The sequence below is a fragment of the Pseudomonas cavernae genome, assembly GCF_003595175.1.
In the GTDB taxonomy this organism is placed as follows: domain Bacteria; phylum Pseudomonadota; class Gammaproteobacteria; order Pseudomonadales; family Pseudomonadaceae; genus Aquipseudomonas; species Aquipseudomonas cavernae.
Genome location: NZ_CP032419.1, coordinates 3,907,205 through 3,929,140 on the forward strand (window position 1 = coordinate 3,907,205; position 21,936 = coordinate 3,929,140).

16 protein-coding genes are annotated in these 21,936 nt (G+C 64.6%); 7 read left to right on the forward strand and 9 right to left on the reverse strand.

Annotated features, from left to right (window positions below):
• Window positions 1-59 precede the first annotated feature (59 nt).
• From D3880_RS17740 to D3880_RS17750, 3 genes are all read right to left on the reverse strand, one after another.
• Complete coding sequence (locus tag D3880_RS17740; protein WP_119894743.1) at window positions 60-2,633, reverse strand: LuxR C-terminal-related transcriptional regulator; 2,574 nt, start codon at window positions 2,631-2,633, stop codon at window positions 60-62.
• Window positions 2,634-2,845: 212 nt separating this feature from the next.
• The gene (locus tag D3880_RS17745) at window positions 2,846-4,213 is read right to left on the reverse strand and encodes a DUF1329 domain-containing protein (RefSeq protein ID WP_119894744.1); all 1,368 of its coding nucleotides are present in this window, start codon (window positions 4,211-4,213) and stop codon (window positions 2,846-2,848) included.
• Between the two features lie 26 nt (window positions 4,214-4,239).
• A complete protein-coding gene (locus D3880_RS17750) occupies window positions 4,240-6,183 on the reverse strand; it encodes a DUF1302 domain-containing protein (protein ID WP_119894745.1) in 1,944 nt (647 codons plus the stop codon).
• A 573-nt stretch (window positions 6,184-6,756) separates the two neighbouring features.
• Here D3880_RS17750 and D3880_RS17755 point away from each other — a divergent pair.
• A complete protein-coding gene (locus D3880_RS17755; RefSeq protein WP_119894746.1) occupies window positions 6,757-8,091 on the forward strand; it encodes an MFS transporter in 1,335 nt (444 codons plus the stop codon).
• Window positions 8,092-8,297: 206 nt separating this feature from the next.
• On the opposite strand, the gene D3880_RS17760 is transcribed toward D3880_RS17755, so the two are convergent.
• The 5 genes from D3880_RS17760 to D3880_RS17780 all read right to left on the reverse strand — a co-directional run bounded on the left by D3880_RS17760 (window position 8,298) and on the right by D3880_RS17780 (window position 13,624).
• Complete coding sequence (locus tag D3880_RS17760) at window positions 8,298-9,872, reverse strand: AMP-binding protein (RefSeq protein WP_218567582.1); 1,575 nt, start codon at window positions 9,870-9,872, stop codon at window positions 8,298-8,300.
• A 91-nt stretch (window positions 9,873-9,963) separates the two neighbouring features.
• A complete protein-coding gene (locus D3880_RS17765) occupies window positions 9,964-10,908 on the reverse strand; it encodes an SDR family oxidoreductase (RefSeq protein ID WP_119894747.1) in 945 nt (314 codons plus the stop codon).
• Window positions 10,909-10,957: 49 nt separating this feature from the next.
• Window positions 10,958-12,172 carry a CaiB/BaiF CoA transferase family protein gene (locus D3880_RS17770; RefSeq protein WP_119894748.1) on the reverse strand — a complete coding sequence of 405 codons (1,215 nt, stop codon included), beginning with the start codon at window positions 12,170-12,172 and terminating at the stop codon, window positions 10,958-10,960.
• A complete protein-coding gene (locus D3880_RS17775; protein WP_119894749.1) occupies window positions 12,169-12,825 on the reverse strand; it encodes a TetR/AcrR family transcriptional regulator in 657 nt (218 codons plus the stop codon). The genes D3880_RS17770 and D3880_RS17775 overlap by 4 nt, the downstream gene beginning before the upstream one ends.
• A 10-nt stretch (window positions 12,826-12,835) precedes the next feature.
• Window positions 12,836-13,624: an enoyl-CoA hydratase/isomerase family protein gene (locus tag D3880_RS17780; protein WP_119894750.1), complete on the reverse strand. Its 789-nt coding sequence runs from the start codon at window positions 13,622-13,624 to the stop codon at window positions 12,836-12,838.
• 124 nt (window positions 13,625-13,748) lie between these two features.
• Here D3880_RS17780 and D3880_RS17785 point away from each other — a divergent pair, with 124 nt between their 5' ends.
• The 6 genes from D3880_RS17785 to D3880_RS17810 all read left to right on the forward strand — a co-directional run bounded on the left by D3880_RS17785 (window position 13,749) and on the right by D3880_RS17810 (window position 20,301).
• Window positions 13,749-14,891: an acyl-CoA dehydrogenase family protein gene (locus tag D3880_RS17785; RefSeq protein ID WP_119894751.1), complete on the forward strand. Its 1,143-nt coding sequence runs from the start codon at window positions 13,749-13,751 to the stop codon at window positions 14,889-14,891.
• Entirely contained in the window at window positions 14,888-16,000 is a 1,113-nt protein-coding gene (locus D3880_RS17790) for an acyl-CoA dehydrogenase family protein (protein ID WP_119894752.1), read from the forward strand. The genes D3880_RS17785 and D3880_RS17790 overlap by 4 nt, the downstream gene beginning before the upstream one ends.
• Before the next feature lie 33 nt (window positions 16,001-16,033).
• Complete coding sequence (locus D3880_RS17795; protein ID WP_119894753.1) at window positions 16,034-17,221, forward strand: lipid-transfer protein; 1,188 nt, start codon at window positions 16,034-16,036, stop codon at window positions 17,219-17,221.
• Window positions 17,222-17,453: 232 nt separating this feature from the next.
• Window positions 17,454-19,094, forward strand: a complete 1,641-nt coding sequence (locus D3880_RS17800) for an electron transfer flavoprotein-ubiquinone oxidoreductase (protein WP_119894754.1) — start codon at window positions 17,454-17,456, stop codon at window positions 19,092-19,094.
• Between the two features lie 122 nt (window positions 19,095-19,216).
• Window positions 19,217-19,672: a PaaI family thioesterase gene (locus D3880_RS17805; protein WP_119894755.1), complete on the forward strand. Its 456-nt coding sequence runs from the start codon at window positions 19,217-19,219 to the stop codon at window positions 19,670-19,672.
• A gap of 413 nt (window positions 19,673-20,085) precedes the next feature.
• Window positions 20,086-20,301: a hypothetical protein gene (locus tag D3880_RS17810; RefSeq protein WP_119894756.1), complete on the forward strand. Its 216-nt coding sequence runs from the start codon at window positions 20,086-20,088 to the stop codon at window positions 20,299-20,301.
• Window positions 20,302-20,352: 51 nt separating this feature from the next.
• On the opposite strand, the gene D3880_RS17815 is transcribed toward D3880_RS17810, so the two are convergent.
• The gene (locus D3880_RS17815; protein ID WP_119894757.1) at window positions 20,353-21,840 is read right to left on the reverse strand and encodes a helicase HerA-like domain-containing protein; all 1,488 of its coding nucleotides are present in this window, start codon (window positions 21,838-21,840) and stop codon (window positions 20,353-20,355) included.
• Window positions 21,841-21,936 lie beyond the last annotated feature (96 nt).

The following is a 21,936-nucleotide window of genomic DNA, read 5'->3' on the forward strand; positions in this document are numbered from 1 at the left end:
GCGCCTAGCCCCGCGCAAAAACAGGCTCCGTCGCGGCCGTGACGAAACGTCAACAGACCCTAGAGCAATATGCCCAGCGCCTTGGCGCGATTGATGGCCTGGGTGCGGCGCTTGACCCCGAGCTTGGCGTTGATCTTCTTGGTGTGGGTCTTCACGGTATTAACCGAGATGAACAAGGTGTTGCCGATTTCCTGGTTGGACAGGCCCTCGGCCAGCAGCTTGAGCACCGATAGCTCACGCAGGGTCAGATCCGCTTGGCCGCCTGCAATCAGCGGAGCGCCCGCGGAAAAGCTGGCCGACAGCTTCGGCTGCGGCGCAGCCTCTGCACCGCCGTCCGTCCAACCTTGCAGCAGGCTATAACAGCCGATATTGATCACCTGCTGACGCGCCTGCAACTCAAGCCCATGCGACTCGCTGCGACCACTGCCAAACCCGATCTTGGCCAAGGCCAGCTGGACCTCACTCATCAGCACCCCGAACTGCCGGCGCTTGCACTGCTCATGCAGCGCCCTAAGGCGCTGCTCGGCCTGCTCGTGGCTGCCCGTTTCATATTCCGCCAACGCCAACAGCAGTTGGTTACGTTGCGGCAACGACGGCATGTGTAAAGGCGGCAGGCAGGGTTCCGGGCCCTGCAGATAGGCTTCGAGCGACTGAGCAATCGGCGGCAATTGTTCCCAGCATCCCTGCCGAGCGAGGATGCGCATGCTCTGCAAGTCGATCGCACTCTTGTAGCACGAGCTCTCGGCCTTGCCGCAATGCATACGTCGCTCCGCCTCATGCAGATGCACCAGTGCTTGATCGTACTCACCGCGGCATGAGTCAAGTTCGGACTGGACCAGATAACCGTGCAGAATCAGCGGATCGAAAGAGTCCAACGCATGGGGAAAACCTGCCTGCAGCGCGCTTTCGCACTCATCCAGACCACCGCGTAACAAATGCAACTCTCCCTGCAGGAACAACAAACGCCCCAACAACAGGCTGTGCCGGCGATTGCCATCCTCGACCAGCGCCACGTTTTCTTGCAACAGGGCTTCCGCCTGGCTGAGATCGCCACGAAGGATTAGCAGGCGGATACGATCGGTATTGACCAGCACCTCACTGACCAGACAGCCTTGACGCCGCGCCAGCTCCACCGCCTCGAGCAATAGTTGGTGCGCCTGTACCGACTGCCCAGTAGCCATCGCGATCCGCGCCAAGGTCGAATAGCAGAGTAGCGAAGCGTGCCAGTCTCGTGCCGGCAAATGGCTGAGTGCCGCCTGGCAATGCTCGCGGGCCACCTCGGCATTCCCGCGCATCCCCTCCAACGTACCCTGCAGCGCCTGCCAGTTAGCCAGCAGACGCGTGTTGCGCAGCGACTCAGCCTGGGGCAAGAAGCCCCCCAACCGCGCAATGCAAGCCTCCGACTCCTCCAGGCGCCAGCTGAACAGCAAGGCTCTGGCACAGAGGCAGATCAAACGCGGAGTGCTTTCCAGCAGTTGCGGCGGCAGTTGCTCGCGCCAGCTCAACAGCTGGCGCAAATGCTGATCAGTAAATAACCAATCCAGCCCCAGACTCTCCATGTAGTTGGCCGCCACTTCCGGCTGTTCAGCGCACAGGGCCTGCTCGATCGCCTCGTCGAAGTACCCCGCGGCACTGAGCACCCGACAGGAGCGCAAACGCAGACGGCTCAACTCGGGGGCGCTCAAACGGTCCTGCAGCGCATGCGCTACCGCCGGCAACATCCGATACCAAACACCCTGCCGGTCAACCGGAAGGAGGAACGACTGGCATTGCAGCAGGCGCTTGAACAACAGCCCGCCACCCTGCTCTTCCCAGAGCTGGTCACACAGCTCGGCGGATATCTTCGGAAAATGCGCCAGACGATAAAGAATCTCGCGCTCGCCCTCCCCCAAACGAGACAACAGCTCGTGCTCCAGATAATCCCGCAGCCAAGGCAAGCCGCTACCGTCCGCCTTGCCACCCTTCATCTGGCCCGATAGCAACAAACGAACGCCGGCACACCAGCCTGCGGTTTGCTGCCACAGCTCCTCGCGCGCGCTGGCGGATGTCTGTGGAGCCAACAAACAAACCAGTAGCTCGAACTCATCACGCGATAGCGCCAGCTGGCTGGCATCCAACTCGAGCAGCTCGCCCCTCAGCAAAAGACGCGACAGGTTCCAATCAGGCCGCTGCCGGCAGCTGACCAACAGCTGCACCTTCGACGACTGCAGGGCCAGCAACTGCATTATCCAACTGCTCAGCTCGGCCGGTGCCTCGTTAGGGTAATCATCCAGAACCAACCAGATGGGCTCGCCGCAGGTTTCGAAAAACTGCAACAACGCCTGCCCATCGGCAACGCGCCCGCGGGCCAAGCCTAATTCCGTAGTCACCCTGGAGATCAGCTGAGGGAGCGCAAGGGGCTGCCCCGCGAGGCTAAGCCAAACGACGTGCTCAGAGGGCGGCACTTGCTGCAGGAACTCGCTGAGCAGCACCGTTTTGCCGAAGCCGGCGGGGGCACAGAGCACGCGCAAGCGCTGTTTTTTTCCGAGTAAGGCGTCGATCAGCCGCTGCCGCGACAACAGCGCGGAGGGTAGATCCGGAATATACGAAGCTTTGCCGCGAATGACGGAAAGACTGGAGCCAAGACCCTGCATGACGGAACCCGTGTAGTTGTTCTTATCGCAAAGTGGACGGACCCAGCCGGACCAAGCGCCTAACTGGGCCGGAAGCCGGGCAGTACTACTTAGGGAGTAGCCAAGAAGAGTGATAGCTGATTACGGGAGGAATTGCCTAGAGCAATTGGAGACATTTTCTGATCAGCACAACGCCCTGCATGCAGGGCGTTGGCTTGGTTACAGCGGTTTAATCAGCGGACGCCTGCGTTGCGCAGGGCCGCCGGGGTGAAGTCCGCCGAGTTCGGCGTAGTCCCAAACTGAACCCCACGCTTGGACTCATTGACCATACCGAGAACGATATAGCGACCGGCGATCAGGTCATAGAGCCCCTGAGCGGCATAGCTGGCGACGCCCTGCTGGTAGTCGTTGGCCACATAGCCCTCACCCACACGCCAGAGCTGACCACGACCGTCGTAGTGATCGACCTCCACGGCCGCCCAGGTGTCCTCGTCGAAGTACATGTGGCGCTTGGCGTAGATGTGGCGCTCGCCCGGCTTCACCGTGGCCTCCACTTCCCACACGCGGTGCAACTCATAGCGGGTCAGATCCTGATTGATATGCCCGGCCTTGAGGATCTCCGAATACTTCAGCTTGGGCGACTGCAGCTTGTAGTTGTTGTAGGGGACGTACATCTCCTTCTTGCCGATCAACTTCCAGTCGTAGCGGTCCGGCGAGCCGTTGTACATGTCGGAGTTATCCGCGGTACGCATGCCGTCGGCCGCGGTACCCGGGCCGTCGTAGGCCACCTGCGGGGCGCGACGCACGCGCCGCTGGCCGGCGTTGTAGATCCACGCCAGGCGCGGCTCCTTGACCTGATCGATAGTCTCGTGAACCAGCAACACGTTACCCGCCAGACGCGACGGGGCCGTCACGCGCTGTTTGTAGTAGAACAGGACGTTAGCGGCCTTGTCCTTGTCCACCCCCTGCATGTACTGCGGGAACGCCACTTCGTCCTCGAACTCGACAATCGTGAAAGAACCATTGACCTGCGGCGCCGCCTGGGCGACCTGGCGCTTCTGGTTCTCGCCGCGATAGCGGGTCATGTGGTTCCACACCACTTCGACGCCGTTCTTCGGAATCGGGAAGGCGTAATAGTGGGAGTCGCCGAAATTGCTCAGACCGTTACCGCCGTCGACCGGCTGGGTGTTCAGCGCACTCTTTTTCGCGGCATCGTAGATCACCTGCGGGGCGGCGGCCGTACGCTGGGTCTTGTACACCGGAATCTTGTAGGTGCTGGCATAGCGCTTGAACATGGCCAGCTGACCCGGGGTCAGCTTGTCCTTGTACTGCTCGGCGTTGGCCGCGGTGATGGTGAACAGCGGCTGCTCGCCCTCGAACGGGTCGCCGATGAAGTCATTGACCACCGGCGCCGCGCCGGGCTTCAAGCCGCCAGTCCAGGCCGGAATGCTGCCATCGGCATTGCCTTCCTTCTGCCCACCCAGCGGCGTCAGGCTGGTACCCAGCTTGGCCGCCTCTTCCTGGGAAACGGCCGCCATCACGCTGCTGGCCAGCAGGGTCAGCGCCAGGGCGCCGCAAGTCAAAACATTGATTTTTCTCATGTTCTAAATCCTTTGCCGATCTGCCGTCAGAAGTTCACGCCGAAGCTGAGTGCCACGAAGTCACGGTCACCGTTGGTGTTGAATTCACCGCCGAAGAAGTCGGTGTAGCTGAGGCTGGTGGTATAGGTGTTGGCGTAGTCGGCATCCAGGCCGAGGCTGACCGCCTTGAGACCTTCCTCGAAGTTCGGCCCGTTGCCGTCGACGTCGTGCGACCAGGCCAGGCTCGGCGACAGGTTGATGCCGGCGAACACGTTGCTGTAGTTGAGGATGGCGCGCGCGCGGTAGCCCCAGGAGGAGCTGGTGTAGAAGCCCTTGTCGTTGCACTCCTGCTGCGGGTTGCTGGCCTGCGGAGTACCGGGGTTGGTACCAACGCAAACGCTGGTTCCATTATTTACCAGCGCACCAGCACCGAAGATCGGGCTGCGACCGAAGCGCACATCGGTGCCGTCGGCACTACCCAGGCCGTTGATGTGGTTGTAGCCCACCTCGCCGACCAGGGTCAGGCGGCTAGCGCCCCAGATCTGGTCGATGAACTGGGTGGCGGTCATCTGCGCCTGCACCACCGGCATACGCTTGTAGCCCGGCAGATCGCCACCCGCCACGCTCTGCGTTTCACCGCTGACGAACACCGGCGAAACCTGCTGTGCGAAGTTGACGGTGTTGGTCTGGCGGATCGCCGCCAGGTTGAGGTCGGCGGTGTTGATCTGCAACGGCATGTTGGGGCGATAGCTGACTTCCCCGCCCAGCGCGGTACCTTCCAGGTTGGTGGCGAAGCTCAAACCGTAGAGACGGATATCCTCGGGATAGTCGATGAAGTAGCGTGCATTGCGAACCCGCTCGATCTGGTTTTGGCCAACAACCGCCGCACGGATTGCCGCCGGCGTCCCCCCGACCTGAGCTGGCGTGATCGGAGCGACGGTGGTCTGCTTGAAGCTGAGGTACGGGCTGCGGCTGTGATAGTTCAGCGCGTAGGCGCCAAACTCGGTGTCGTTCAGCTCCGGCACGAACCAGCGCAGGGCCACGCCGAACTGACCGCCATCACGCGCATCGTTGTCCTCGATGCGCGGGATATAGGCGTTAGTACGCCCCGCAGCAAGAGCGGCGGCGTCCCCGATATTGCGCCCGGCAACCACGACCGGAGTCGCGATGGAGTTGGCGCGCGGATCGCCCGGGGCGAAGTCGGGGCCGGCCACGACCAGACGATCAAGGCAGCCAGCCGGCAGCGCATCGTTACCGAAGAAAGTGCCGCAGTTATCGATGACCGTGTGATCCCACTCGATCTGATAGAAGGCCTCGGCACTGAGGTTTTCGGTCAAGTTCTGCGACAGGTAGAACATGTTGACCGGAATCAAGCCTTCCTTGATCTCGGCGCCTGGGCGGCGCAGCGCGGCGACGTCGATCGGGTTGATGCTGTTGATCGAGTTACCGATGAAGGTGCTCTCGCCCCAGCTGACTACTTGCTTACCCAGGCGCACGTTGCCCGGCAGCTCGCCGATCTGGTAGTTGTGGTAGACGAAGGCATCGAGCAGTTGGGTGCCGGAAGACTTGGCCATCCGATCACGACCACTGTCGTCGATATCGTAGAACAGGCGGTCCTCGTCCTTCAGCTCGAAGTCGTACCAGTACTTGCCGCGCACGAACACGCCGCTGTCGCCGTATTTCAGCTCCAGGTCATGCAGGCCCTTGAAGATCTTCGAGAAGGTCTCGCCCTTCTTGAAGTTTTCGCGGTTGTCGTCCGCAGTACGAGTGGCGGACTCACCACGCATACCCAGCACGTTGCCGCTGGAAATAAAATCTGGATCCGGCCCGCGGACCGCCCAGCTGGCACCCACGGACAGCGATGAATCGAAGCTCCCCTCAATCTCCCCGATGTTGAAGCTAACAGCGTAAGCCTGGGCACTCACACCCAGGGCGACAGCGGCGGCCAGCAGATGCGGCCGGAAGACTCCGCGCATAGTTCTTCTTGTCATGCGGCTCTCCAGTTACGGATGAAATGGAGTCGCCATGCTAATCAGGGGTGCCGAACCCTCATAAGCGCCTGAACGGGCGATTTGGGCATCACCCACTTGGGTGATGTCTGGCACCCCAAAAACCCGGGCCAGGGCCTTTCTTGACAGCGCGGATGACGCGCCCAGCGGTGCTCGGTTAGCGACCTGATACCTAGGGTGACACCGTCGGCAGCCCCCGCCACTCCACCCGGCCAGCTGCAGCCCGCGCCATTCACGGCCCGTAGCGCCGGCGCCGGCGTCACCGATGACGAAGTTGTTTCCCGCAGCAAGCCAATCAGCCGTTTTGCCGAGCGAGGTAACAGACGACCGGCGTTAACCAAGCCCGAACGCAGGATCAAGAAAAACGGTACTTCCCCCACCCGCCCCGCCATTGCATCTTTGCCCCAGGACTAGCTTCTCAAGGGGTTGTAGTCGCGCGCCAGCAAGCCAGCGTTACTGCTCGCCCAACTCCTAACCGGACTGGGCGATGCGACCAGGCCCACCGCCCAGCCCGTCTAATAAGAACGTTTGCTTTCGTAGCACAGGAGAAGTTTCATGAGTTATGCAGTCGAGCAATATCTGCCGGTGACAGCGGAACATTCCGCCCAGGAGGTGAAGGCGGTCTACCGCAAGGTGATCTGGCGGCTGCTGCCGTTCCTGTTCATCGCCTATGCGATAAACGCCATCGATCGCCTGAACATCTCCTTCGCCAAGCTGCGCATGGCCGAAGACATCGCCCTCAGCGATGCGGCCTACGGCATCGGCGCGGGGATTTTCTATCTCGGTTACATCCTCTTCGAGATCCCCAGCAACATCTACATGCAGCGGACCGGTGCCCGCCGTACCCTGACCCGCATCATGGTGCTGTGGGGCATGGTCACGGTGGCGACCGCCTTCGTCACCACGCCCAACCAGTTGATCGTCGCCCGCTTCCTGCTGGGCATCGCCGAAGCCGGTTTCTTCCCCGGGGTGATCCTGTACCTCACCTACTGGTTCCCCGCCGCCCTGCGCGGGCGCATCACCGCGGTGTTCGTGATGGCGGCGATCATCGCCGGGATCGTCAGCGGCCCGCTGGCCGGCTGGATCATGACCCACGCCCACGGCTGGCTGGGGCTCAAGGACTGGCAGGTGCTGTTCGTGCTGGAAGGCATCCCGGCCGCGCTGCTCGGCGTGTTCGGCTGGTTCTGGCTGGCCGACAAGCCGGCCCAGGCCCGCTGGCTAAGCGAGCAGGAGAAGCAAATCATCGCCACGGCCCTGACGGTCGAGCACGCCAAGAGCGGAGCGCAGGCCCGTCTCATCGAGATTTTGCGTAATCCCAGCGTCTATATCGCCGGCCTGGTGTTCTTCTGCATCTACAGCGGCTCGAACACCGTGTCCTACTGGATGCCGACGCTGATCCGCGGTTTCGGCCTGGAGGACCTGAAGGCCATCGGCATGATCGCCAGCCTGCCCTACCTCGGCGCCGTGGTCGGCATGTACCTGCTCGGTCGCAGCTCCGACAAGCGTCTGGAGCGCCGCTGGCACGTCAGCCTGACCATGCTGGTGAGTGCCGGCTGCTTCGTCTCGCTCGGCTTCGTGCAGGGCAGCCTGATCCTGTCGGTGATCCTGATGAGCGTCGGTGCTGCCGCGGCGATGTCCGCCGTATCGCTGTTCTGGACCATTCCGCCGGCCCTGCTGAACCCGGCTGCGGCGGCCGGCGGCATCGCGGTGATCAGCGCCATTGGCGGCCTGGCCGGAGTGATCAGCCAGATCTTGGTGGGCGCGATCAAATCGGCGACCGGCAGCCTGTATCTGGCGTTTGACGTGATCGCCGTGGTGCTGATGATCGGCGCACTGATCCTGCTGATCGGCATCCCCGCGCGACACCTGAACGAGCGTTCGCACAGCTGAGCGGAGCGACGCTGGAACCAAAACGCCGGGCATTGCCCGGCGTTTTGGTTTGCACCGCCGCCCTTAGAACCTGTTTACGATCTCGTGAGCTAGAGCCAGACAAGGCGAAATCGGGCGAAGAAGCGCAGTTTACGCGTTGTAAATGAGCATTCTGAGCCCGGTTTCAACGCCGTATGGCCGACGCGCAGCAGATCGTAGACAGGTTCTTACCCCTTCAGGTACTCCTTGCGCAGCTTGGCGCGGCTCAGCTTGCCGGCATCGGTGCGCGGCAGATCGCGGAAGTCGTAGGAACGCGGGCACTTGAAGCCTGCCAGGCGCTCACGACAGAAGACTTCCAGGCGCTGCACGCAGTCCTCGCCGGCCGCGATGTCCGGTTTCAGTTCGACCAGCGCCTTGACCTCCTGCCCCCATTCCGGGTGAGGCACGCCGATCACCCCGGCATCGGCGACGTCCGGATGGGCAAGCAGCACCGCCTCGATTTCCGCCGGGTAGATGTTCACCCCGCCGGAAAGGATGAGGTCCGAGCGTCGATCGCAGAGAAACAGCCAGCCCTCCTCGTCCAGATAACCGATATCGCCGAGGGTCATCAGGCCATCGGCCGAGCGCGCCGCACGGGTCTTCTGCGGGTCCTTGAAATATTCGAAGTCACCGCCGACGCCCTGCAGGTAGACCAGCCCCTCCTCGCCAGCCGGCAGCTCGCGGCCGCTTTCGTCGAGAATCTTCACGCTGGCCAGCCCGGGGATCGCCCGGCCGACGGTGCCCGGACGGCGACGCCAGTCCTCGGCCAGGACCACGGTCACCGCACCGGTCTCCGAACCGCCGTAGTACTCGTGGACCACCGGCCCCCACCAGTCAAGCATGGCCGCCTTGACCACCGGCGGGCAGGGCGCTCCGGCGTGCAGCACGGTATGCAGCGAGGACAGGTCGTAGCGGCGGCGCACCGACTCGGGCAACTGCAGCAGGCGGTGGAACTGGGTCGGCACCATCTGCGTGTAGCTGATGCGATGCGCCTCGATCAGCTGCAGGCAGCGCTCCGGCTCCCACTTATCCATCAACACCAGGCTGTAACCGAGTTGCAGGCCCAGGAAGGCATGCATCAGCGGCGCGGCATGGTAGAGCGGCGAGCAAACCAGATGGGCGCCATCCCCGGCGCGCTGGCCGTACAGCGCCGGGCTACGCAGCAAGGCGTTACCCACCGCGAGCTCGGGGCTGACCGCCGCGGCAGAACGCTTGACACCCTTGGGAAAACCGCTGGTCCCCGAGGTGTAGAGCAACCGCCCGCCGTTCAGCCGCTCCGTTGGCCAGTCGGCACTGGCGCCGGCGAGGAACGCCTGCATGTCGATGAAGCTGCCGAACCCCTGGCTACCGACCCGGCGATCGACCGGGATGCCGGCCTGATCGGCGGCCTGCTCGGCGGCCTCGGCGAGGCGCGGGCTGGCGACCAGCAGTTGGGCCTCGCTGTCGGTGAGGATGTAGGCAATCTCGCCCGCCGTCAGATGCCAGTTGACCGGTACCACGAACAGGCCCGCCTGCCCCGTGGCCAGTTGCACGGCCATCATCGCCGGCTCGTTGGGCAGCGCCACCGCCACGCTGTCGCCGGGACTCAGGCCCAGTTCGCGGAAGCGGTGGGTCAGGCGGTTGACCCAGGCCAGCAGTTCGCCGCAGCTGTAGCGGCGGCCATCGCTATCGACCAGGGCCAGGCGGTCCGGCTGGCGCCGGGCGATTTCCCAGAAGCCGAGGACACCGTCGACCATGAACGGTGCCAGGGAAGGATCGGTCATGAAGGCTCTCTCTTATTCTTGTCAGGGATAGAAACGGTAACGCCGGACGGTGCTTGCAGCACACGTCCGGCGCGGTCATTCACCAGCGGTATCAGGACTTGGCCGGAATTTCTCCGGAGGTCAGCGCGTTCGGCGCGGCCTGGGCTACCAGGCCCGGCACGATGGCGCCCAGCTCGGCCGGATCCCAGCGGCCGGCCTTCTCGGCGATCGGCCCGGCGTGCCAGCCTTCGGCGACGGTGATGCGCCCGCCGGCGACGCCGAACACCCGCCCGGTGATCCCGGAAGACTGCTCGCTGCCCAGCCAGACCACCAGCGGCGCACAGTTTTCCGGGGCCAGCGGATCGAAGTCGGCACTCGCATTGTCGGCCTGGGCGGCCATGCTGGCCGGCATCTTCTGCTTGAAGATTTCCTCGGTCAGGCGGCTCATGGCGGTCGGGTAGATGCAGTTGACGGTCACCCCGTAACGGCCCAGCTCCATCGCCGCGATGATCGAGAACGAGGCGATACCGGCCTTGGCCGCGCCGTAGTTGGCCTGGCCGGGGTTGCAGTACAGGCCGCTGGAGGAAGCGGTGTTGATCACCCGGGCCTGACGCGGGGTGCCATTCTTGGACTGCTCGCGCCAGTAGGTCACCGCATGGCGGGTGGTGCAGAAGGTGCCGCGCAGGTGCACGCGGATCACCGAATCCCAGTCGTCCAGGGTCATATTGACCAGCATGCGGTCACGCAGGTTGCCGGCGTTGTTGACCAGCACATCGAGGCCGCCGAAGGTGTCGATGGCGGTATTGATCAGGCGCTGGGCACCCTCCCAGTCACTGATGTCATCGGTGTTGGCCACCGCCTGGCCGCCCATGGCGAGAATCTCGTTGACCACTTCCTGGGCCGGGCCGATCGAAGCACCGCTGCCGTCGGACTTGGCGCCCAGATCGTTGACCACCACCTTGGCGCCCTGGCGGGCGAACTCCAGCGCATGCCCACGACCGACGCCACGGCCAGCGCCCGTCACGATGACGACCCGACCCTCGCAAATACCTGCCATTTCTTTCCCCTTCATAATGATGGGCGCAGTGCGCCGCGTTAATACTCAGTCAGTCGGCCTGCCTGGCCGCGCCGCTGGCCAGCAGGCCGGCGATTTCCTGTTCGTTGAAGCCCGCCGCATTCAGCACATCGCAGGTGTGCTCAGCCAGCCGCGGCGGTGCGCTGAACGGTCGACTCTGGCCATCGAAACGCACCCCGGTACCGGGCAAGCGCACCGCTCCCCGGCCATCGCCATTCGGCAACTCCTGAAAGAAGCCCACCGCTTGCAGATGCGGATCGGCCAGCAGGTCGTCGAGGCTGTTCACCCGCGCCGCCGGGATATCGATCCGGGCGCACGCAGCCACCCAGTCCGCCGTGCTGCGTTGGGCAAGAAATTCGGCGAGTAGTCCATAGAGTTCGTCGATATGCCGGGTACGCGCGTCCATGCCGGCGAAGCGTGGATCGGCAGCCAACTCGGGACGGCCGACCTCGGCGAAGAAGCGCGCCCAGTGCTCATCGGTGTAGGGCATCACGCACAGGTGGCCGTCGCGGGTGCGGTAGGGCCGCCGATCGGCGCTGAGTACCCGCGCGTAGCCCGTGCCTCCGGTCGGCGGCTGGAAGGTCTGGCCAGCCAGGTGTTCGACCAGGCTGAAGCTGCTCAATACCTCGAACATGGGGACTTCCACCTGGCAGCCCTGGCCGCTCTGCGCCCGACCGAGCAGCGCGGCGAGAATCGCCTGGGCAGCCACCAGCCCGGCGATTTTGTCCGCCGCCGCGGTCGGCAGGTAACGGCTCTCGCCGGTCTGCCGCTGCACCAGGTCGACCAGCCCGCTCATGCCCTGGATGATGTCGTCATAGGCGGGCTGGCCGGCGTACGGACCGCTCTCGCCGAAGCCGTTGAGGCTGGCGCAGACCAGGCGCGGATAGCGTTCACGCAGGGTCGCTGCATCCAGGCCGAGGGCGCCAAGCTTCTGCGGGCGAATGTTGTGCATCAGCACGTCGGCGCCTTCCAGCAGGCGCTGCAACGCGTCACGGCCAGCAGCCTGCTTGAGGTCGAGCACCACACTGCGCTTGTTGCGGTTGAGGCCGAGGAACACCGAGGCCATGCCCGGCGCACGGCTCGGCCCGGTGCGCCGGGTGGAGTCGCCCAGCGGGGTCTCCACCTTGATCACCTCGGCGCCGAAATCGCCGAGGTACTGGCTGGCGTAGGGGCCGAACATCACGCTGCTGAGGTCTATGACGCGGACGCCGTGCAACGGGCTGCCGGGCTTGGTGGATGGGTTCATGCTGCTCCTTGGGCTCCGGGCACCAGCGCGCTGTCGAGAAAGCCCAGCAATTGCTGCTGGAACACCGAAAGGTCGACGGCCGGCGGGTCGAGCAGGTACTGCAGCATCATCCCGCGCATCGCGCCGAGAATCAGCGCGGCGGTGGCCAATGGATCGACGCCGGGACGAATCTCGCCGTTGGCGATGCCGGTCCGCACCTGTCGGGCCAGGTAGTCCTGCACCGAACGGTTGTACTCGGCGAGCACCTGCACGGTTTCCGAGTCCTCGGTGACCGCTTCGGCCATCAGCGCCAGCAGCGCGCGGGTGTTGGTCCAGTCGCTGTCGCTGCGCCCCAGATAGACGCTGATGAAACCCTTGAGCACGTCCATGCCCGGTCGCCGCTGCGGCACCTCGGCATCGACCATGGCCACGAAGCTGGTGTTGACAAACCCGGCCAGCGCACGCAGCAGGCCGGCCTTGCTGCCGAAATGGTGGGCGGCCAGGCCACGGCTGTAGCCAGCCTCCTCCCCCACTTCGGCGAGGGTCATGCCGACCCAGCCCTTGCGTGCAACGATCTTGCGCGCGGCGAGCAGCAGCCGTTGCTCGGCTTCGGCACGGCGCTCGGTCTGCGTGCGACGCGGAGCGGCCTGGAGGTTCGGGTCGGCGCTGTCCATGCAGTGGTCCTTACTTGCCGGTGAATACGGGATTGCGGCGCTCGGCCATGGCCTTGTTGCCCTCGGCGAAATCTTCCATGACGATCTGCCATTCCTGCTCCGAGGCCTCGCGGTCAATGATCGCGTCCACCGCATCGGCCAGGCCCATGCGCAGGGTTTCGCGGCTGGACATCACCGCATGCGGCGCGGACAGGGCGATCTCCTCCGCCAGCGCGCGGGCGGCCTGGCGCTCTTCGCCCGGCTCGGCGAGCACGTCAGCGAGGCCGATGCGCACCGCTTCGGCGCCATCGATGCGGCGGCCGGTGGCGATCAGCAGCGAAGCCGTCTGCACCCCCACCAGGCGCGGCAGGGTCACCGACAAGCCGAAGCCCTGGTGGATGCCCAGGCGGTTGAAGTTGGCCGAGAAGCGCGCCTTGCTGCTGGTCACCCGGTAGTCGCTGAACAGCGCCAGGCCCAGCCCGCCACCGATCGCAGCACCCTCGACCACGGTGATCACCGGCTTGCGGGTGCGGAACAGGCGTACCGCGAACTTGTACAGGCGGCGCGGGAACTGCGGGTCGTTGGCCTCTTCCGAACCGGAGAAGTCGGCGCCGGCGCAGAACACCTTGCCGGCAGCTTGCAGCACGATCACCCGGCATTCCGACAGCTGGTCGAGGTGCTCGAGGGCGGCGACCAGGTCACGGATCAGGTCGTTGTCAAAGAAATTCAGCGGCGGCCGGCTGAACTCCAGGGTGGCGACGTGACCTTGCAACTCGAGGGTGAGGCCGCGGCCAGGAACGAAAGTGGTGGAAGTGGACATGCGATCTCCAGGACGAAAGGAAACGAGCCGAGACTTGCTCTGGGTCGGCGCTTGCTGCTAGGTTAGATACTTGCTGACTGACAAGCAAGTTAGAAAATTCATTCCCCGTTACGAGTTCACGCCCATGCAGGCTCTCGATATTCGCCCCTGTCGCCTCGACGCCCAGACCGACGTGCTGCGCGCCGAAGTACGGCAATTCCTCGCTGAAAACCTCAAGGACCTCCCCGCCGCCGAGCGCGCCAAGAACTGGAACGGCGCCGACGAAGCGTTCAGCCGCAAGCTCGGTGAGCGCGGCTGGCTGGGCATGACCTGGGCCAAGCGCTTCGGCGGCCACGAGCGCAGCGCCCTGGAGCGCTACGTGGTACTGGAGGAGCTGCTGGCCGCCGGCGCGCCGGTGAACGCCCACTGGATCGCCGAACGGCAGAGCGGCCCGCTGCTGATGAAGTTTTCCCCCGACGTGCTGGCGCCGCAGATCTGCCCCGGTATTGCTCGCGGCGAGATCTACTGCGGCATCGGCATGAGCGAGCCGGACGTCGGCTCGGACCTGGCCGCGGTGCGCACCCGCGCGCTGAAGACCGAGGGCGGCTGGATCGTCAACGGCAGCAAGGTGTGGACCACCGGCGCCCAGCGCTGCCACTACATGGTCACCCTGCTGCGCACCGCGCCGAAGGACGAGGCCAACCGCCACGCCGGCCTGTCGCAATTCCTGGTCGACATGCAGGCGCCGGGCGTCACCGTGCGACCGATCTACAACATGCTCGGCGAGCATGACTTCAACGAAGTGTTCCTCGAAGACGTGTTCGTCCCCGACGATTTCGTCATCGGCCAACCGGGCGACGGCTGGAAGCAGGTCGGCGCCGAACTGGCCCTGGAACGCAGCGGCCCGGAGCGCTACCTGTCCAGCACCCAGCTGTACCTGGAAATGCTCGACGCCGCCGATCCGCAGGATTCGCACCAGGTGGTCAGCCTCGGCCGCGTGGCCGCGCGCTACGCGGTGATGCGCCAGATGTCCCTCGGCGTCGCTGGCATGCTGGCTCGCGGCGACAACCCGGCGACCCCAGCGGCACTGGTCAAGGACCAGGGCGCGCTGCTCGAACAGTCGCTGCCGGACATCGCCCACGACCTGTTCGGCGGCCTGCGCGAGCCCGGCTCGAACCTCGACCAGGTGATGCGCTACGTAACCCAGACCGCCCCCTCCTTCTCCCTGCGTGGCGGCACCCGCGAAATTCTCCGCGGCATCATTGCCAGAGGACTCGGACTGCGATGAGCGAAGCAATCAACACTCAAGGCGTGGACGACAGTGCCCCGTCGGAACTGCAAACCATGATCGCCGACAGCGTCGAGCGCCTGTTCGCCGAACAGGTCAGCGCCGAACTGCTGGAACGCTTCGATGCCGGCCAGCCGGTCGATGAACTCTGGCAACTGGTCGCCGACAACGGCCTGCCTGGCGCCCTGGTGCCGGAAGCCGCCGGCGGCAGCGGCGCGACCTGGCTGGAGGCCAGCCCGGTGCTGCGCGCCATCGGCTACTGGCAGGCGCCGCTGGCGCTCGGCGAAACCATGCTCGCCGGCCTGCTGCTGGCGAAGGCCGGGCTGACGGTACCGGAAGGCCCGATCAGCCTGATCCAGGCCGGCCGCCTCGGCGATCTGCGCCTGGACGGCGACGGCCAGCTGCATGGCCGGGCCGTCAATGTGCCCTGGGCGCGCGGCTGCCGCTGGGCGGTGGTCGCCGACGGCGAACGCCTGGCGCTGGTCGATCTGCGCCAGGACGGCATCGTGCTCGCTGCACACAGCAACTTCGCCGGCGAACCGCGCGACAGCCTGACATTCACGGCGGCGCGCAGCGAAGCGGTCGGCAGCCTGCAACTGACCGGCGTGGCCGAGCCGGTCTGGCTGCTCGGCGCGCTGATCCGTTCCTGCATGCTGGTCGGTGCCCTCGAGGCGAGCCTCGACAAGGCCGTGGCCTACGCCAACGAGCGCGTGCAGTTCGGCAAGCCGATCGGCAAGCAGCAGGTGCTGCAGCAGTACCTGGCACAGATGGCCGGCGCCACCGGCGCGGCACGGATGGCCTGCCAGGTCGCCCTGCGCAGCGCCAGCGAAGTGTTCGCCGATGGCGACAACCGTTCGCTGGCCTTCGACGTCGCCGTGGCCAAGGTCTGCGCCAGTGAAGCGGCCAGCCTGGCCTGCTCGGTGGCGCACCAGGTATTCGGCGCCATCGGCTTCACCCACGAACACACCCTGCACTTCGCTACCCGCCGCCTGTGGTCCTGGCGCGACGAGTTCGGCAGTGATGCGCAGTGGGCCAAAGTACTCGGCCAGGCGGTGATTGCCGCCGGCTCGACAGGCTTCTGGGCGGGTCTGACCGCGCGCAGCCTGTGATCTACTCCAACTGACAACCCGAGGAAGCACTCCATGAGCGATAAAGTCATCGTTGCCGGCGTAGGCATGATCCCCTTCACCAAGCCGGGCGCCAGCCCGAGCTACACCGACATGGGCGCCGAAGCCCTGCGCCAGGCCCTGAAAGACGCCGGGATCGGCTATGACAAGGTGCAGATGGCCTTCGCCGGCTACGTCTACGGCGACTCCACCTGCGGTCAGACCGCGATCTATGAAGTCGGCCAGACCGGCATTCCGATCGTCAACGTCAACAACAACTGCTCCACTGGCTCCACCGCCCTGTACCTCGCCCGCGCCGCCGTGGCCAGCGGCCAGGCCGACTGCGTGCTGGCCCTGGGCTTCGAGCAGATGCGCCCCGGTTCGCTGAAGTCCAACTGGGACGACCGCCCGGTGACCCGCGCGCGTTTCCTGCCAGTCGTCGAGCAGCTGACCGCCGACGCGGCCAACGTTCCTGGCCCGCTGCGCACCTTTGGTGGCGCCGGCCGTGAGCACATGCAGAAGTACGGCACCAAGATGGAAACCTTCGCAGCGATCCGCGCCAAGGCCAGCCGTCACGCCGCCAACAACCCGCTGGCGCTGTTCAAAAAAGTCGTCACCACCGAAGACGTGATGAATGACGTGGTTATGTGGCCGGGCGTGATGACCCGCCTGATGGCCTGCCCGCCGACCTGTGGTGCCGCCGCGGCGATCGTCTGCAGCGAGAAGTTCGCCAAGCAGCATGGCCTGCGCACTGACGTGCAGATCCTCGCCCAGTCGCTGACCACCGACCCGGCCGTCTCCTTCGATCCGCCTTCGATGATCAGCTACGTCGGCTTCCAGATGGCCCAGAACGCCGCGCAGAAAGTCTACGAGCAATCCGGCTTCGGTCCGGAAGACGTGCGCGCCGTGGAGCTGCACGACTGCTTCGCCCACAACGAGCTGCTGACCTATGAAGCCCTCGGCCTGTGCCCGATCGGCGGCGCCGAGAAGTTCATCCTCGACGGCGACAACACCTACGGCGGCAAGGTCATCACCAACCCGTCCGGCGGCCTGCTGTCCAAGGGTCACCCACTGGGCGCCACCGGCCTGGCCCAGTGCTACGAGCTGACCCATCAGTTGCGCGGTACCGCCGGTGCCCGTCAGGTTGAAGGCCTGAACATCGCCATGGCGCACAACCTCGGCCTGGGCGGCGCTTGCGTGGTGACCATGTTCGGCAAAAACTGAGGAGTGCCGAAGCTCCACGGCCAACCGTGGAGCCTGCGCCGCGGCCCTGACCAGAGCGGAGCCGCACGCGGAGCGTTGTCGTGCAATTACGCTGAACGAACGATTCCACATCTGTGACCTTGCGTTTAAATAGGGCGACCAAACGCTATGTCGCTCCGCCGGGCCCCTTCCGGCTCTCGCAGCCCGGCGGCCAATAAATAAAGAGGAAGCTACCGTGTCAGATCGTGAGTTCATGGAATTCGACGTCGTCATCGTCGGCGCCGGCCCTGCTGGCCTGTCCGCCGCCTGCCGACTCAAGCAGAAGGCCGCTGAAGCCGGTCAGGAGATCAGCGTCTGCGTGGTCGAAAAAGGTTCCGAAGTCGGCGCCCACATCCTCTCCGGTGCGGTATTCGAGCCGCGCGCGCTCAACGAGCTGTTCCCTGACTGGAAAGAGCTCGGTGCGCCGCTGAACACCCCGGTGGTGCGCGACGACATCTACATGCTGAAAAACGCCGACAGCGCGATCAAGGTGCCGAATCTGTTCGTGCCCAAGACCATGCACAACGAAGGCAACTACATCATCTCCCTCGGCAACCTGTGCCGCTGGCTGGCCCAGCAGGCCGAGAACCTCGGCGTCGAGATCTACCCAGGCTTCGCCGCCCAGGAAGCGCTGATCGACGAGCACGGCGTGGTGCGCGGCATCCTCACCGGCGACCTCGGCGTCGACCGTGAAGGCCAGCCGAAAGAGGGTTACTACACCCCGGGCATGGAGCTGCGCGGCAAGTACACGCTGTTCGCCGAAGGCTGCCGTGGCCATATCGGCAAGCAGTTGATCAAGCAGTTCAGCCTCGATTCCGAGGCCGACGCCCAGCACTACGGCATCGGCATCAAGGAAATCTGGGACATCGACCCGAGCAAGCACCAGCCGGGCCTGGTGGTGCACACCGCCGGCTGGCCGCTGGACGACCAGAACCCGGGCGGCTCGTTCCTCTATCACCTGGAAAACAACCAGGTGGTGGTCGGTCTGATCGTCGACCTGTCCTACTCCAACCCGTTCCTCTCGCCGTTCGACGAGTTCCAGCGCTACAAGCATCACCCGGTGATCGCCCAGCACCTGGAAGGCGGCAAGCGCGTGGCCTACGGCGCGCGGGCGATCTGCAAGGGCGGCCTGAATTCGCTGCCGAAGATGGTGTTCAAGGGCGGCGCGCTGATCGGCTGCGACCTCGGCACCCTCAACTTCGCCAAGATCAAGGGCAGCCACACGGCGATGAAGTCTGGCATGCTCGCCGCCGAGGCGGTGGCCGACGCGCTGCTGGCCGAGGGTCAGGGTGGCGACGAGCTGAGCGCCTATGTCGACGGCTTCAAGGCCAGCTGGCTGTACGACGAGCTGTTCCGCAGCCGCAACTTCGGCGCGGCGATGCACAAGTTCGGCGCCCTGCTCGGCGGTGCGTTCAACTACGTCGACCAGAACCTGTTCGGCGGCAAGATCCCGCTCACCCTGCACGACAACAAGCCGGACTACGCCTGCCTGAAGACCGCTGCCGAATCCCAGCGCATCGACTATCCGAAGCCGGACGGCAAGCTCAGCTTCGACAAGCTGAGCTCGGTATTCCTCTCCAACACCAACCATGAAGAGGAACAACCCTGCCACCTGAAGCTGACCGACCCGAACATCCCGATCGCCCAGAACCTGCCGCTGTACGACGAACCGGCGCAGCGCTACTGCCCGGCCGGCGTCTATGAAGTGGTCAGCAACGACGACGGCAGCAAGCGCTTCCAGATCAACGCGCAGAATTGCGTGCACTGCAAGACCTGCGACATCAAGGACCCGGCGCAGAACATCACCTGGGTCGCCCCGGAAGGCACCGGCGGGCCGAACTACCCCAACATGTAACAGGGCCCAACATGTAAGTCGGCCAAAGCCCCTCTCCCCATGAGAGGGGCTTTTGTTTACAGCAGGACGGGAAGCCTCCACACCGCCTGAATCGCTAGTACGTTCTCGTTTGGGAAGCACGCATGAGCATCAATGCCGCAGAACTCCAGCTGTATACCGAACACCGGGGCATAGACGTCCCGCTGCTCGACCACCTGCAATTCCGTTTCAAGCCCATCGACAGCGACGATCCACGTGCCGGCAATCTGGTGATCCAGATCGAGCCCTATCACCTGAACGGCTGGCAGAACGCCCATGGCGGCGTGATCATGACGCTGCTCGATGTGGCGATGGCCTTGAACGCCAGTCGCCTCGATGAAGAAAAGCGCGGCTGCGTAACCGTGGAAATGAAGAGCAACTTCCTCAAACCCGGCGGCAATATTGGGGAAATACTCGAAGCCATTGGCTCGGTACGTCACAGCACTTATTCGCTGGCGTTTTGCGAAGCGGAATTGCGCAACGGCAAGGGCGAACTGATCGCCACCGCCTCCGGAACTTTCAAATACATCAATAAGGCTCGCCCCAAAGGCCGCACCTGAACCACGTCGAGTTAATTTCGGGCAGAGAATCATTCTTCTGTCCGGCCCCTGAGCAATCCACTCTTGGGTAAATACCCCGACTCGCAGCAGCCCCGCCCCGCTCCAGCGCCACCTAACTCCGCGGCCCCGCCATCCGCAGTGGGAACCTGCCCCAGCCCCTCTGGCTGGGCTTTTCCAGGAAACTGGTTATACTTTGGGAAGTTGCCAACAGCAGCTGTACTAATTAGCGATTTATCGCTACAGCTTGGTCACTCAGCCCATCGAGCAACTAAGCCATCCAATGTAGTGCCCATCCGCACCATCAAGAAAGATAACAACAGGGCACTCCAACAGTCCTGCTCTTGGTAGCTAAGACAGTGAGACTTCGGACCTCACGCGTTACCAGCACTTAAAGACCAACAACGGAAAACTACGTGACGAAAGACGAACTGCGCGCCGAACTCGAGCGCCAGGCGCAGCGTTACAAGGAAGTTTATGGCGGGGAAGTCATTACCTACGCCGCCCAACCGGATCCGGAGCGCAAAGCCTGGCGCAAGAAATCTAGCCTTCTCGACCAAGCCTTCGAGAAAGAACTGGAAAAAATCAAAAAGGATCAGCAAGCCCGCATGGACGAGCAGAGCAGCCAGTAATCCGCGCGGGCTCCAGCCGGGGAAGCTGGAGCCCGCCCGAGCGGCGCCACCTTAGCGCCGCTTGCCACCCAGCAGCGAGCCCATCAGGCCACGCACCAGTTGCCGGCCCAGTTGATTGGCCGCCTGCCGCACCGCCGTCTTCATGGCCTGACTGGCCAGGCTGCCGAGCAGCTCACCGGCCATGCCGCCCAGCCCGCTGTCCACCCCCTTCTCCGCCGGTTTGACCGGCACGTCCAGTTCCCGACTCGCCACGGTGCGGTTGGTCAAGCGTTCGTAGGCCGACTCGCGGTCGATAGGCTTGTCGTAACGCCCAGCCAACGGCGACTGGCGGATCAGCGCCTCACGCTCGCCCGCCGAGAGCGCGCCGATGCGCGACTGCGGCGGCGCGATGGCCACCCGCTGCACCATGGCCGGCGTGCCCTTCTCCTCCAGGGTACCGACCAACGCCTCGCCTATGCCCAGCTCGGTGAGCACATCGAGAGCATTGAAGGCCGGGTTGGGGCGGAAACCATCGGCCACCGCGCGCAGGGACTTCTGCTCCTTGGCGGTGAACGCACGCAAGCCATGCTGGATGCGCAGGCCGAGCTGGGCCAACACGTCATCGGGCAGGTCGCCCGGCGACTGGGTGATGAAATACACCCCCACGCCTTTCGAGCGAATCAGCCGCACCACCTGCTCCAGACGCTCCTGCAGCGCTTTCGGGGTGCCGCTGAAGAGCAGATGGGCCTCGTCGAAGAACAGCGCCAGCACCGGCTTGTCGGCATCGCCGCGCTCCGGCAACTGCTCGAACAACTCGGCCAGCAGCCACAGCAGGAAGGTCGCGTAGACCTTCGGCGCCTCGTGCACCAGGCGGCTGGCGTCGAGCAGATGGATACGCCCGCGGCCATCGGCCGCCGGCTGCAGGATGTCCTCCAACTGCAGCGCCGGCTCGCCGAACAGCGCCTCGGCGCCTTGTTGCTCGAGGGTGGCCAGGCGGCGCAACAGCGCCTGGCTGGAACCGCCGGTGAACAGCGCGCGGTCTTCGCCGAGCACTTCGGGATGATCCTTGAGGTGATTGAGCAGCGCCTTGAGGTCCTTCAGGTCGAGCAACAACAGGCCCTCGCGATCGGCGACCTGGAACGCGGCGTAGAGCGCGGCCTGCTGGCTGTCGGTGAGTTCCAGCAGGTTGCTCAGCAGCAGCGGCCCCATCTCGCTGAGCGTGGTGCGCAGCGGATGGCCGCTTTGTCCCTGGATGTCCCACAGGGTCACCGGATAAGCCTTGGCCTGATAATTCAGCCAGGGCATGGCCGCCACCCGCTCGGCCACCTTGCCCTGCGGATTGCCGGCCGCGCCGAGGCCGCAGAGATCGCCCTTGATATCGGCGGCGAATACCGCCACCCCGGCGTCGCTAAAGGTTTCCGCCAGACGCTGCAGAGTCACGGTCTTGCCCGTGCCGGTGGCGCCGGCCACCAGGCCGTGGCGGTTGGCCAGGCGCAGCGACTGCGCAACCGGCTGACCCGCAGGATCGGCACCGAGAATGAAGGAATTAGACGCAGACATATTGCCACTCCCTGATTTAAAGCTTGGCCGGATTAGGTCGATACACAGGACCTCTCCCATGCTCGGGCATGGGGCGCCAGGACTGCCCTAAGACTG